Here is a 14,443-nt window from a genome sequence, read left to right as displayed (position 1 = left end):
CTCGTGATGAGCGCGGTTCTGGCCGCAGCGTCGACCGCCGGTGCCCTGTCGCCGCGACCGTCTTCCCCGCAATCGGTACCGACTGCGCATTCGAATTCGACTTCGTCGTCGCCGGCACCCCTGCCGCCGATCCCGGGCGCGGCGCAAGCCGAGGCCGGCCCCGCGCCCTTCGCCCGCATTCCGGGGTTCGCGGCCTGGTTGGCCGACCAGCCGATCGGGCCGGCGTCCGAGGCTTGGCGCGCTATGCCCGATGCCGATGCCTGGCACGCCATCGCCGTCGCCGCGTCCGCCGATCGTCAGGCGGCGCGCTGGCTCTACGTCAAGAGCCTGATCGCCACGGCCCGTGGCGCGGATGCGATCGGCGTGCTGGACGTGATGATCGCGGACGATCCGGATCTGGCACTGGTGCCGGCATGGCAGCGCGCGAGCGGAGTCGCGCAGATCCAGGCCTGGCATCTGGTCGGCGGCATCGCGGCATTGCGTCAGCCCGGTTTGGCGCGCGATCCCGAAGCCTGCCTCTGGCGCATGAAGGCGCTTTCCGATCGCGGGGAGGCGCAGGCCGCGCTGGCCGATTTCAACTGTGCGCTGCCGGCCCTGAACGCCCGGCGCGGCGCGGCGCGCACCCCGTTCATTCTGGCCGCGGCGCGCGCTGCCACCGATTCCGGTCGCCATCGGGATGCGCTGATCCTGCTCGCCAGGCTGCCGGATCAGAACACGACCGCCAATGTGCTGCGCGGCAAGGCCGATCTCGCGCTCGGCTTGGCGCAGGAGGGGCGGTTGCGGCTCGCCCGCGTCGATCTTTCGGGTCGCCCGGAGGAGCGCGCGGAAGCCGCCTTGGTCACGATCGAGGACGGTCTGGCGAAGCGCACGCTGCCGGTCCCCGAAGCGCTGAAGCGGCTCGACGTCCTGTTGATCGGCTGGCGCGGCGGCGCGATCGAGCGGCGTGCCTTGTCGCTCTCGATGCGGCTGGGCGAGCAGACGCAGGATGCGACCCGCGAATTGGGGGCAGGGTCGATCCTGACGCGCTATTTCGATCTCGGGGCGGACGCCGGGCCGCTCGTGGAGAGGCTCCGGTCGCGGCTGGCCGTACTGCTGGCACCCGGCTCGGCCATGCCGTTGACCCGCGCGGTGGGGCTGTTCTGGGACTATCGCGATTTCGCGCCCGGCGGGATCGCGGGTTTGCGCCTGGCCGAGATGCTGGTCGCGCGGCTGCAGGCGGCCGGCCTCTACGCCCGCGCCGCCGATCTGCTCGATCATCGCCTAGTAACCGCCCGCGACGTCGAGCAGGGGCCGCTGTCGATCCGGATCGCCGGTCTGCGCATACTGGCCGGTGATCCGGCGGCCGCGATCCGCGCGATCCGGGAAACCGACGATGTCGCGTATTCCGCCGACCTGACCGCGCAGCGCGGACGGCTCGAAGCGGTCGGGCTGACGTTGCTGGGCAAGAGCCGCGAGGCGCTGGCGGTGCTGGACGATGTGCCGGATGGGCTCGCGATAAGCGCCGAAATCTATTGGCGGGCGCATGATTGGGCGCGCCTGGAGGCGGTCGGCACGGCACTGTTGCCGCCCCCGGGGCAGTTGACCGAGGTGGGGCAGGCGATCGTCCTGCGTCAGGCGATCAGCTCCGCGATGCTCGGCCATAGCGATGCGCTGGAGCGTCTGCATCGGCGTTATGCCCGCGGGTTCATGGGGCTTCCTGCCGGGGCCGCGTTCGAACTGCTGGCGGGCAATCCCGACAAGGTCGATCCGGCGGCGCTGACCCGAGCGATGGGCGCGATGCCGACGGCAAGCCCGATCGGGGCGATCGGTGACATGATGGACGCCGGCCAGGCCGCGATGGCATCGCGCGCCGAGACGTCCGCTTCGGGCTGACCTCGGTCGATAGCGCCGATCGACAGCCGATACGCGAACCCGCCGTCGAATAGTCCGACCCTTATTCGAACCTGGCCGCTGGAATATCTGAAACCGCTGGTGACCCCTACGAGAATCGAACTCGTGCTTACGCCGTGAGAGGGCGTCGTCCTAACCGCTAGACGAAGGGGCCGAAGCGGGAAGCGAGCGCACTACGGGCCACGGACGCGGGCGTCAAGCGGGTCTTGGTTTCGCAGGCGGAACCATCCGCGCCCGATGCTCGTTTGCGTCGCGGGAATGCCCTGAAGTTTCGGGCAAGGCGTCGTCTTCGGACGGTCGCCGGAAGGTGGAAGAGGAACAATCGATGCTTTGGACGATCGCGGTAATTCTGCTGGTACTTTGGGTACTCGGCTTCGGTGTCTTCCACGTCGCGGGCGGATTGATCCATCTGCTGCTGGTCATCGCCGTCGTCGTCGTGCTGTTCCGTCTGATCACCGGTCGCAAGGCGGTCTAGCCCTCAGACGAAGCCCAGGTTCCATGTCGACGGATTGTAGTTGCCGATGTTGGGCAACACCGTCGCCATGTTGCCGGGGCTGACCCCGAACCATCCGGCCAGCGTGGCGGCATATTGATCGACCGATATGGTCGGCAGAAGACGCCCCTGGCCGACATCGTCCGGAGTGTTGTTGCCGATCGCCGGCGGCGTACCGTAGAAGCGCTGCCCGGCGACAGCACCGCCCGTGACGAAATGCATCCCGCCCCAGCCGTGGTCGGAGCCGTCATCGTTCGATTGCAGCGTGCGGCCGAAATCGGAGGCGGTGAAGCTCGTGACCTTGTCGGCGATGCCGAGCGCCACCGTCGTATCGTAGAAGGCCTTGATCGCATCGGCGACCAGCCCGATCTGTTTCGGATGATTGGCGACCAACGCGTCGTGCATGTCGAACCCGCCGAGCGATACGAAGAACACCTGCCGTTTCGCACCCAGTTCCTGCGATACCGATATCATTCGCGCCACGACCTTCAACTGGTCGGCCAGACTGTTGCCGGTCGGGAAGAGCGGGAAGTTGGCCGCGGGCGCACCGCCCAGGGCGGTGTTGACCTGGGCATAGGTGTCGAGCGCACGCTTGCTGACCTTGGCATGCTCGTTGGCGATCAGATGGCTCGAACTGCCGGTCATCAGGCTGCGCAGCGTGCTCGCCGCGGTCGCCGATCCGTAGATCGAAGACGCGTTGTTCAACAATGCCACCGGACCGCTGGTGCTGATCGCATATTGCACGGCGGTCTTGCCGGTTAGGTATACGGCGTTGCCGCTGGCATTGATGCAGGTGAGCGTGGAGCTGCCATTGCCGCTCTGGAACAGATCGCCGATCCGCCCGCCCCAGCCGGAGGTCGCGCCCTCCGGATTGCTCGCCTGGAAATAGCTCTGCTGATCGTTGTGGCTGAACAGTTTCGGCGGCAACTTGACCGAATTGGCGGAATATTGTGCCTTGGTCGTCGGCTGCACCAGCGTGCCGACGTTCAGCACCACCGCCGTCTTGCCGGCCGCGAACAGCTGCGCCATCGGCCCCATCGTCGGGGCCATCGCATATTGCCGGCCGCCGGCCAGCGCGACGCTCGGTGTCAGCACGGTCGCCGCGAGCGACGCCCGCGTGTGCGCGATGTTCGATCGCGCCGCGAGATATTGCGCATAGCTCGCCGCATCATAGGGCGGCAGCGTGTTGGCGTAATCGTTGCCGCCATACAGGAAGATGCACACCAACGCCTTGTAATCGGTCGCGGTCGCCGCCGCCGCCTCGCCGATCGCGCCCAGGCTGGTGACGAACGGCGTCGCCACACCGGCCAGCCCCAAGGCGGTGCTGCGCTTTAGGAAGGCGCGGCGCGATTGATCCTGGGTCATCCCGGCGTCCTTCACTTGAGCGTCAGATAGTCGGTCGAGGCGAGCGTCGTCAGGATCGCGACATAGACCCGGTTGAGCTGCCCCGCGGCGGTCGCGGCGGAGATGCTGTCCACCGCCGCACGGATCGCGGTGACCGTCGCCGCGCTCAATTGCCCGGCCGCCAGCACCATATTGATCTCGTCCACCAGAGCGGCGCTGTCGCTCGCCTTGGTGAGGATGTCCGTATAGTCGGCCTTGACGTCTCCGGTGCCGTTGGAGATCAGCGCGGACATGTAGTTTATGTACGCGACGACCGAAAGTTCGTTGGTGATCTGGAACTCCGGCGCGAGGAGACCGGCGCTCGAGATCGCGGTGTTGGGCGGCGAGTAGCCGGGCCGGAAATAGTTGAACACCGTTTGGCTGCGCCCGATCGACTGGCCGAGCCGCGTGCTGCTGCTGCTCGTATCGCCGATCGCCCAGGCATTGGACGGCGAGGTCGCGCCGAACGCGCGCGCCCAGCCGGTCAGCCGCATCACCGGTTCGCGCAACTTGCCGGCGGTGGTGCTGGTCAGGTTCGCATCGGCGCGGGCTTCGGTGTCGAGCAGGATCGAACGGATCACCGCCTTCATGTCGCCGCGCACGCCCGATCCGTTGTCGGCGAAGACATTGGCCACCCGCCCGACATACCCCGCCGAAGGGTTGCTGGTGACGAGGTGCTGGATCAGCTGCTTCGACACGAACGGCGGCAGGTTCGGGTGCGCGAAGATCGTGTCGAGCGCCACCTTGATCGCCGCCATCCCGCCGCCGCTGACGGTCGCGCCAAGAAAGGTCGCGCTGCCCGTCTCGTTGATCGCGGCGTTCATCACCAGCGGCACGCGGTATCGGTCCGGCGTGGTCGAGACATTGGTCGCCAGGCTCAGCCCGGTGAACACGCGCGCCAGTTGCGACACGTCCGCCGGCGTATAGGTCTCCAGCGGCACGCCCGCCGACATCTTGACGCTGCCGTCGATGTTGAGCTGGTACAGGCCGAGCGTGAACAACTGCATTAGCTCGCGCGCGTAATTCTCGTCCGGCTGCGCGCCGGTCGTCGCATTGGCCTTGCGATTGCCGAGAAAGGTGAGGAACGAGGCCATCGCCGCGTTGGTGGTGATCGCGTCGAGCAAGGTGCGGTAATTGCCGAACGCATTGTCGAGCAGCACGTCGATATAGCCGGCGGCAGCGAACTGCTTCCAGTTGAGCGTCAAACCGTCGATCCCGACCACCAGCATGTCGAGCAACGCCATCCCGACACGCTGGCGCAACTGATCGGGCTCGACGATCGCCTGCCGCCATACGGTCGGGTCGAAGCCGGCAGTGGAATTGATGTTGGCCGCGGCGGCATAGCCGTTCGCGGTCAGCCACTCCCAGTGCGAGGTCGCGCGGGGCAGGGCCATCTGCGCGCTGATCCAGCCGGCATAGCCGCTGGAGACGACCTCGGCGATCATCGTCTTGGTCGCGCCCATCGTCGCTTGCGCGAGAAAGCGGCTCGCCTGCGCGCTGGTGATCGCGGCGGTGGGCGTGGGCGTCGCGGTCGGGGTGGGCGTGGGTGCCGAGGAACCGCCCCCGCCACACGCGGCCAGCGTCGCCGCGCCGCCCACGATCACGCCGATATCGCGCGCGACGATCACCGGCGCCGACGCATCGTCCTCGGCCGCGATTGGTCGCTCGAACCCCTGAACCCGCTCCATGTCCCCGTCCCCGATCCCCGCACCAACGTTGCGCTAATTCCTTAATAAGGACAATAGCTTGCTGGTTAAGCTGCGATCAGTGACGTGAACCGCAAGATGAGAGGACGAATATTAGGCCGCTACCCGCCGCCGCTCGGCCATTTCAACGTTGAGCATCTCGGCCAGCAGGAACGCCAGTTCCAGGCTCTGCCCGGCGTTCAGGCGCGGGTCGCAATGCGTGTGGTAGCGGTCGGCGAGCGACTGTTCGGTCACGTCCACCGCGCCGCCGGTGCATTCGGTGACATTCTGCCCGGTCATCTCGGCATGGATGCCACCGGCGATCGAGCCTTCCGCACGGTGCACGGCGAAGAAGCCGCGCACCTCGGCCAGGATGCGATCGAACGGCCGCGTCTTGTATCCGTTGGCGGCCTTCACGACGTTGCCGTGCATCGGGTCGCAACTCCACACCACCGGGTGGCCTTCGCGCAATACGGCGCGCACCAGCTTGGGCAGGCCGGTTTCGATCTTGTCGTGGCCATAGCGCGTGATCAGCGTCATGCGGCCCGGCACGCGGTTCGGGTTGAGCGTATCGAGCAGGCGCAGCAGTTCGTCCGGCTCCAGGCTCGGGCCGCACTTCATGCCGATCGGGTTGCCGATGCCGCGCAGATATTCGACATGCGCGCTGCCCTCGAACCGGGTGCGATCGCCGATCCACAGCATGTGCGCGCTGGTGTCGTACCAATCGCCGGTCAGCGAATCCTGCCGCGTCAGCGCCTGTTCGTAGCGCAGCAACAGCGCCTCGTGGCTGGTGTAGAATTGCGTCTGGCTCAGCTGGGGCACCGTTTCCGGGCTGATCCCGCACGCCTCCATGAAATCGAGCGCCTCTCCGATCCGGTCGGCGGTTTCGGTGTATTTCTTGGTCCAGGGCGAACGGCCCATGAAGTCGTGCGTCCAGCGATGCACCTGATGCAGGTTCGCATAGCCGCCGGTGGCGAAGGCGCGCAGCAGGTTCAGCGTCGCGGCGCTCTGGCTATAGGCGCGGATCATGCGCTGCGGATCGGGCGTGCGGCCTTCCGGGGTGAAGGCGATGTCGTTGACGATGTCGCCGCGATAGCTCGGCAGTGCGACGCCGTTCTCGGTCTCCATGTCGGCAGACCGCGGCTTGGCGAACTGGCCCGCCATGCGGCCCAGCTTCACTACCGGCAGCTTGGACGCGAAGGTTAGGACGACGGCCATCTGCAGCAGCACGCGAAAGGTGTCGCGGATGTTGTTGGCGCTGTGCTCGGCGAAGCTTTCCGCGCAATCGCCGCCCTGCAACAGGAACGCCTCGCCACGCGAGACCTTGGCGAGATCGGTGGTCAGGTTGCGCGCCTCTCCCGCGAAGACGAGCGGCGGATAGGAGGCAAGCGCATCCGTCGCGGCATCCAAAGCGGCGGCATCGGGGTAGGTCGGCAATTGCCGCGCCTCGGCCTTGGTCCAGCTGTCGGGAGCCCAGGTCGTCATGTCGTTCTCCGTGCGAATGTTGATGTACCAGTCGGCGTGCGTGGCGATGCCGTTCGCGGCGATCTGGTTGACGACCGGGGAGTTGGCGCGCTTGCCGTCCTCCTCCCAGCCCTGCACCGTGCTGCCCGGCGCATCGTACCACGCGCCGAACGCCGCCCGGCTGAGGCTGCGTTCGTCGCGGAAACGCTTGATCTTGATACCTGCGAGCGTCGTCATACGCGACTCTTACCCAGTCAGGGTAACACGGGCAATACGCAATTTCCCGGATGGGGTAAATTGATTGATCAACCCGCTTCCTCAACCGCCGTCATCCTGACGAAGGTCAGGATCCACTGCGCCTGTCAGGCGATCGCCAGTGAGGCACGTTGGATCCTGAAGCCAGTTGAGGATGACGGCGTACGGACGGAGCGCTTCAGTATCCCGCGTCGAGATCCACCATGTTCTTCATCGGCTCGCCGGAAAGGAACGCCCGCAAATTCTCCAGGAACAGCGCGCCGGCGCGCTGGAACATCTTGGTCTGGCTACGGCCCGACAGATGCATCGAGTGGATCACGTTGGGCGCATTCCAGAGCGGATCGTCGGCGGGCAGCGGTTCGGGATGCACCGTGTCGAGAAAGGCGCCAGCAATCCGCTGCGTCGCCAGCGCCGCGATCAGCGCGTCCTGATCGACCATGTCGCCCCGCGCGATGTTGATCAGCCAGGCGGTCGGCTTCATCGCCGTCAGCTCGCCCGCGCCTATCATCGCCTTGGTCGCGTCGGTCGAGGGCGCCGCCAGAATCACCCAGTCGAACGCGCCGAGCTTGGCCTGCCACTGATCGGGCGTCAGCGTGCCCTCGCGCCCGCTGCGCGTCACGCCGGTCACCGTCACGCCGAACGCGGTCAGCCGATCCGCGATCATCCGGCCGATCGTGCCCATGCCGACGATCAGCGCGCTGGTCTCGAACAGTTCGATCTTGCCGGGCGCGTCGCTCGGCCATTCCTGGCGATCGGCGATCCGCACCACCTCGTCGAAGCGCTTGGCGGCGGCCAGCACGCCCATCACGGCATATTCCGCCACCGCGATCGCATTGATCCCGGCACCATTGGTCAGGATCGTGCCGCGCGCTTTCAAATCGGCGATCGGAAAGGAATCGATCCCCGCATAGATCGTGCTCAGCCATTTCAGCTTCACGCCCCGCGCGACCGTCTCGGCGGTCCATTGCGGCCGCATCTGATCGACCCAGGCGATCTCCGCCTCGCCGACCATCGCGTTCGCCTCCTCGTGATCGGCGAACCACGACACCTCCAGCCCGGCGGGCAAATGCGGTTCGAGCAGCGGGCGGGCGGTGGCGGGGAACAGAGCTTTCATGGGACTGAGCTAATCCTCCGCGGGCGGCGCGTCCAGCGGCGCGAGGGGAGCGGAAAGCAGATAACAGCAATGACCGAGGGCTTGCCCAAAGCATATCGGGCAAGACTGCCTTTTCGTCAGCCAGCACGCTGATAGCTGCTATCCAACACCTACCGATTCCCGGAACCGATCCAGAAATGGGAAGGCTTAACGTGCTATAGCCGCGAGAATGGGATCACCTTCTGATGTGCGTTCTGCTCGCGGGAGATAGATTTGCGGCCGGTAACTTTCTCGCGGGAGCCCGGCGACCGTGAAAAGTTGCTCAGTTCCTATGTCCACCTTTGCAGCCGAGCCATCGATCGTTTCATTGCTCAATGCGCCCAGCAGGTGGGCCAAATCGGTTCCCACCGTCGTAGCCCCAATCGCATCGAAGCCGATCATCAGCCCCTCGCCCATACTGCCTGTCCAATGGCCGCCCGCGACATAGACCTTGCCGGCATAGCGCGTACCGAACGGCGCGACATATTCGACGAACTTTCGCGTCGGCCCCAAAACTCGCGTTTCATAGGGAATGACGTGCATCTGGTAGGGTCGGTCGTGATCCACAAAGTGGCCCATGATCCCCCGTGCCACGCTCGTGTTGCCTCCGCTGGGAGTATCACGCAGATCAATCAGCAATACGTCTGTGTCCGCCATGGAGGCGAGCGCCTTTGAGAACGCGTCGATCAACTCCTGCCTACCAAGCGAGTTGTTAATCCGGATGACCCCGGTCGTTCCTTGCCGCTCAGTCTCTAAAAGCGGGCCATCCTCGACGTGTTGTGCTAGGTCGTTAGTCGCAGCGAGAGCGTAGGTGCGATGCCGCTGGCTATCGCTGATTTCCACCATGCGCCCCTGCTTACGATGCCCTGCAAGGGCGACGTTGAACGCGAAGCCGATCTGGACCGGGCTAAGGGCTGTGAAAGCGCGTCCGGTGATGTTCTCGATCACCGCGCGCGGTGATATGCCATCGATGCGCGAGACCACCATGCCAGGTCGTATCCCCTTGGACGCTGCATCTCCACCGGCCCGAACTTCTTCGATCAGGAAGTTCTTGCCGTCATACACACCGAACAGATCGGATGCGGTAGGAAACACTGACCAGTCGCCTCCATCGAGTGGACCAACGATGAAGTGCGGATCGGCAAAGTTGTGGGATATCAGTTGCAGGGTGTCGATGAATTCCTTGTCTGACCGGGCAGCCTTGGCACGATCGGCAAACGCCGCGAGGATTGCATTGCCGTCGACACCCGGCCTGTTGAAGTAGCCGTAATTCTCGTGGAGAAGTTTCACGAACGAAGCCCAGCCCGTTCCCGCATCAAACGACGCGACTGGTGGCGTAGTGTCCTTCGCCTCGATCGGCGACGTATAGACTAGGAGCAATCCTGTTAGGCAAGCAACAGAACGGGCTTTCTTCATAGCTTTCTCCTTGAACGGCATCAGGAGCATGCCAAGGCCAATCATCCTTCCCGATTGGAAAGTTTTAACCGGAAAGTCCTTGTGGGGTCACCGACAGACCGCAATTGGCTTCACCTTCCCAAAAATCTGTTCTCGATTGCTTTTCCCGAAACTGTCCATCGAAGATGGAGAATCGGGAAGCTCTCGTACCTTAAAGCAATCGACCGCATAGCTTGGAATGAGTGAAAGCGGTGGAGCAATTGGCCTCGCTTCGACGAGTACCCCGCCCGAAAAAATCGATCACCTCCGCGCCCTCCAACAGAAAAGCCGCCGCCCGGTTGCCCGGACGGCGGCAATTCAACTCAGTCCCGATCGGGACGGGGCGATCATTCCTTGATCAGGTAATCGCCCGCATCCGCGTCGGTGCCAGTTCCGCTGGTCGTCACCGCGCCCAGCGCATCGTCGCCCGTATCGTCCGCCACGTTGCGCAGCTTTTCGGCGGCGCGTTCCTCGGCGGCCGAATTGGCCATCGCGATCGACACTTCCGCCATCTTGCGCTGCGACACGCGCATCGCCGCGTCGCGGCTGGAGGCCGCGATGCGCATGCGGCCCATGCCGGCACCGGTGCCCGCCGGGATCAGGCGACCCACGATCACGTTCTCCTTGAGACCGGTCAGCGTGTCCTTCTTGCCCTGCACCGAGGCTTCGGTGAGGACTCGGGTGGTCTCCTGGAACGACGCCGCCGAGATGAAGCTGCGGGTCTGCAGCGACGCCTTGGTGATGCCGAGCAGGACGGGCTTGCCCTGCGCCCGGACCTGCTTCTTCTCCAGCTTGTCGTTGATCTCGTCCATCTCGTTGCGATCGACCTGTTCGCCGGCCAGCAGGGTGGTGTCCCCGCCGTCGGTTATCTCGACCTTCTGCAGCATCTGACGAACGATCGTCTCGATGTGCTTGTCGTTGATCTTCACGCCCTGCAGACGATACACTTCCTGGATTTCCGAGACGAGATATTCCGCCAGCGGCTCGATACCGAGCACTTCCAGAATATCGTGCGGATCGGGGCTGCCGCCGATCAGGTTATCGCCGCGCTTGACGTAATCGCCTTCCTGCACGTCGATCACCTTCGACTTCGGCACCAGATACTCCACGACCTCGCTGCCGTCCTCGGGCTGGATGCCGATCTTGCGCTTGGCCTTGTAGTCCTTGCCGAACACGACGCGACCGGAGACCTTGGCGATGATCGCATTCTCCTTCGGCTTGCGCGCCTCGAACAGCTCGGCGACGCGCGGCAGACCACCGGTGATGTCGCGCGTCTTGGCCGATTCACGGCTGACGCGGGCCAGAACGTCGCCGCCCTGAACCGTGGCGCCATCCTCGACCGACAGGGTCGCGCCCGCCACCAGCATGTACCGGCCGGCCTCTTCCGCACTGTCCCCGGTCAGGGTCAGGCGCGGACGAAGATCTTCCTTCTTGCTGGCGATGCCGCGGTTCTCGGTCACCACACGCTGCGAGATGCCGGTCGCTTCGTCGGCCTGCTCGGTGAGCGTCTTGCCCTCGATCAGATCGACATACTTCACGACGCCCGGATTCTCCGTGATCACCGGCATGGTGAACGGATCCCATTCGGCCATCCGGTCGCCCTTGCTGACGATATGGCCGTCGTCGAACAGGACGTACGCGCCGTACGGAATACGGTGAACCGCACGCTCGCGGCCGTCCATGTCGATGATCGCCACTTCGCCCGAACGGCTCAGCACGACGCGACGGCCGCGCTGGTCGACGATCACACGCAGGTCACGATATTCCATCGTGCCGTCGGCCACCGCTTCCAGGTTGGACGTTTCGTTGAGCTGCGCCGCGCCACCGATGTGGAACGTCCGCATCGTCAGCTGCGTGCCCGGCTCGCCGATCGACTGCGCCGCGATGACGCCGACAGCCTCGCCGATGTTCACCGGCGTACCGCGCGCGAGATCGCGCCCGTAGCACTTGCCGCAGACACCGATCTTCGTCTCGCACACCAGGGGCGAGCGGATCTTGCACGATTGCGTGCCGATCGCCTCGATCTGCGCGACCATCGGTTCGTCCAGCAGCGTGCCGGACGGGATGATGACCTCGCCGGTCTTGCTGTCGACGATATCCTCGGCCGTGGTGCGGCCCAGGATACGCTCGCCAAGCGACGCGATGGTCGAACCGCCCTGCACGATCGCCCGCATTTCCAGCGCGCGTTCGGTGCCGCAATCCAGCTCCATGATCACGCAATCCTGGCTCACGTCGACCAGACGGCGGGTGAGGTATCCCGAGTTCGCCGTCTTCAGCGCCGTGTCCGCCAGACCCTTACGCGCACCGTGGGTGGAGTTGAAGTATTCGAGGACGGTCAGGCCTTCCTTGAAGTTCGAGATGATCGGCGTCTCGATGATCTCGCCCGACGGCTTGGCCATCAGGCCGCGCATGCCGGCAAGCTGCTTGATCTGCGCCTGCGAGCCACGCGCACCGGAATGCGCCATCATGTAGATCGAGTTGATCGGCTTCTCGCGACCCTTGTTCGGGCCGTCCTCGTACTTCTTGACCGACTTGATCTCGTCCATCATCGCGTTCGCCACTTGGTCGCCGCAACGGCTCCAGGCGTCGATCACCTTGTTGTACTTCTCCTGCTGCGTGATCAGGCCGTCCTGATACTGCTGCTCGAAGTCCTTCACGAGCGCCTTGGTCTCATCGACCAGGCCGACCTTCGCGTCCGGAATGATCATGTCGTCCTTGCCGAACGAGATGCCCGCCTTGAACGCGTGCTTGAAGCCCAATGCCATGATCGCGTCGGCGAACAGCACGGTCTCTTTCTGGCCGGTGTGGCGATAGACCTCGTCGATCACGTCGCCGACGTCCTTCTTGGTCAACAGGCGGTTGACCGTGTCGAACGGCACCTTGCTCGACTGCGGCAGGCATTCGCCCAGCAGCATGCGGCCCGGCGTCGTCTCGTACCGCTTGAGGTAGGGCTTGCCCGCCTCGTCGGTCTGCGGAACGCGGCTGATGATCTTGGTGTGCAAGGTCACCGCACCGGCTTCCAGCGCCTGATGCACTTCCGACATGTCGGAAATCATCATGCCTTCGCCCGGCTCGCCTTCCTTCAGCATCGACAGGTAATACAGGCCCAGCACCATGTCCTGCGACGGTACGATGATCGGCTTGCCGTTCGCTGGCGACAGGATGTTGTTCGTCGACATCATCAGCACGCGCGCTTCCAGCTGCGCTTCGAGCGACAGCGGAACATGCACGGCCATCTGGTCGCCGTCGAAATCGGCATTGAACGCGGAGCAGACCAGCGGATGAAGCTGGATCGCCTTGCCCTCGATCAGAACCGGTTCGAACGCCTGGATGCCGAGACGGTGCAGGGTAGGGGCGCGGTTCAGCATCACCGGATGCTCGCGGATCACCTCGTCCAGGATGTCCCAGACTTCCTTGCGCTCCTTCTCGACCCACTTCTTCGCCTGCTTGAGCGTCATGCTCAGGCCCTTGGCGTCGAGGCGCGCGTAGATGAACGGCTTGAACAGCTCAAGCGCCATCTTCTTCGGCAGGCCGCACTGGTGCAGCTTCAGTTCCGGACCGGTCACGATGACCGAACGGCCCGAATAATCGACGCGCTTGCCCAGAAGGTTCTGGCGGAAGCGGCCCTGCTTGCCCTTGAGCATGTCGGACAGCGACTTGAGCGGGCGCTTGTTGGCACCCGTGATCGTGCGGCCGCGCCGGCCGTTGTCGAACAAGGCGTCGACCGCTTCCTGCAGCATGCGCTTTTCGTTGCGGACGATGATGTCCGGCGCACGCAGCTCCATCAGACGCTTGAGGCGGTTGTTGCGGTTGATCACGCGGCGGTACAGATCGTTCAGATCCGACGTCGCGAAGCGGCCGCCGTCCAGCGGCACCAGCGGACGCAGTTCCGGCGGAATGACCGGCACGACCTCGAGGATCATCCATTCCGGCTTGTTGCCCGAATCGATGAAGCTTTCGACGACCTTCAGCCGCTTGATGATCTTCTTGGGCTTCAGTTCCGACTTGGTGACCGCCAGTTCTTCCAGCAGTTCCTTGCGCTCGCCCTCCAGATCGAGATCCTGCAGCATGATGCGCACGGCTTCCGCGCCGATCCCGGCGGTGAAGGCGTCCTCACCATATTCGTCCTGCGCGTCGAGGAGTTCGTCCTCGGTCATCAGCTGATACTTTTCGAGCGGGGTGATGCCCGGCTCGATCACGATATACGCCTCGAAATACAGCACGCGCTCGAGCTGTTTGAGCTGCATGTCGAGCAGCAGGCCGATGCGCGACGGCAGCGACTTCAGGAACCAGATGTGCGCGACCGGCGCGGCCAGCTCGATATGGCCCATGCGCTCGCGGCGGACCTTCGACACGGTCACTTCCACGCCGCACTTCTCGCAGACGATGCCCTTGTACTTCATGCGCTTGTACTTGCCGCACAGGCATTCGTAATCCTTGATCGGACCGAAGATGCGCGCGCAGAACAGGCCGTCACGCTCGGGCTTGAACGTGCGATAGTTGATGGTTTCCGGCTTCTTGATCTCGCCGAACGACCACGAGCGTATCTTGTCCGGGGACGCGATGCCGATCTGGATCTGGTCGAAGGTCTCCGGCTTGGCGACCGGATTGGCGAAGTTGGTCAGTTCGTTCATGTGTGAACAGCCTTCCTTGAAATTCTAACTCCTCTCCCATCGGGAGAGGAAGGGGCCCACCGGCGAAGCCGGT

The 14,443-nt window shown here is 64.5% G+C and carries 8 protein-coding genes and 1 tRNA gene; 2 read left to right on the top strand and 7 right to left on the bottom strand.

The genetic code is table 11. The features are described 5' to 3' along the window. The first annotated feature begins 6 nt into the window (after positions 1-6). Positions 7-1,872 carry a hypothetical protein gene (locus ASG11_RS14540; protein WP_156363824.1) on the top strand — a complete coding sequence of 622 codons (1,866 nt, stop codon included), beginning with the start codon at positions 7-9 and terminating at the stop codon, positions 1,870-1,872. A gap of 97 nt (positions 1,873-1,969) precedes the next feature. Here ASG11_RS14540 and ASG11_RS14535 read toward each other — a convergent pair. Further along, positions 1,970-2,044: transfer RNA gene (locus tag ASG11_RS14535), tRNA-Glu, on the bottom strand. Between the two features lie 171 nt (positions 2,045-2,215). Between ASG11_RS14535 and ASG11_RS18825 the strand changes: the two genes are divergently transcribed. Then, on the top strand, positions 2,216-2,365 hold the full coding sequence (locus ASG11_RS18825) for a lmo0937 family membrane protein (protein ID WP_156363823.1): 150 nt from the start codon (positions 2,216-2,218) through the stop codon (positions 2,363-2,365). A 3-nt stretch (positions 2,366-2,368) separates the two neighbouring features. Here ASG11_RS18825 and ASG11_RS14530 read toward each other — a convergent pair whose 3' ends face one another. From ASG11_RS14530 to rpoC, 6 genes are all read right to left on the bottom strand, one after another. Next, complete coding sequence (locus ASG11_RS14530) at positions 2,369-3,748, bottom strand: DUF1501 domain-containing protein (RefSeq protein ID WP_055782731.1); 1,380 nt, start codon at positions 3,746-3,748, stop codon at positions 2,369-2,371. 11 nt (positions 3,749-3,759) lie between these two features. After that, the gene (locus ASG11_RS14525) at positions 3,760-5,454 is read right to left on the bottom strand and encodes a DUF1800 domain-containing protein (RefSeq protein ID WP_082472862.1); all 1,695 of its coding nucleotides are present in this window, start codon (positions 5,452-5,454) and stop codon (positions 3,760-3,762) included. A gap of 111 nt (positions 5,455-5,565) precedes the next feature. Next, positions 5,566-7,152 (bottom strand): class II 3-deoxy-7-phosphoheptulonate synthase, encoded by a 1,587-nt coding sequence (locus ASG11_RS14520; RefSeq protein WP_055781633.1) that lies wholly within the window; start codon positions 7,150-7,152, stop codon positions 5,566-5,568. Positions 7,153-7,348: 196 nt separating this feature from the next. Beyond that, on the bottom strand, positions 7,349-8,284 hold the full coding sequence (locus ASG11_RS14515) for a D-2-hydroxyacid dehydrogenase (RefSeq protein ID WP_055781631.1): 936 nt from the start codon (positions 8,282-8,284) through the stop codon (positions 7,349-7,351). A 186-nt stretch (positions 8,285-8,470) separates the two neighbouring features. Continuing rightward, complete coding sequence (locus ASG11_RS14510) at positions 8,471-9,718, bottom strand: hypothetical protein (protein ID WP_156363822.1); 1,248 nt, start codon at positions 9,716-9,718, stop codon at positions 8,471-8,473. A gap of 365 nt (positions 9,719-10,083) precedes the next feature. Next, positions 10,084-14,370, bottom strand: coding sequence for a DNA-directed RNA polymerase subunit beta' (gene rpoC, locus ASG11_RS14505; protein WP_055781626.1), 4,287 nt, complete (start codon positions 14,368-14,370; stop codon positions 10,084-10,086). Positions 14,371-14,443: the final 73 nt, after the last annotated feature.

Origin of the sequence: Sphingomonas sp. Leaf357 (genome assembly GCF_001423845.1) — a bacterium.
In the GTDB taxonomy this organism is placed as follows: Bacteria; Pseudomonadota; Alphaproteobacteria; order Sphingomonadales; family Sphingomonadaceae; genus Sphingomonas.
This window is presented reverse-complemented; position numbering and strand designations above follow the sequence as displayed.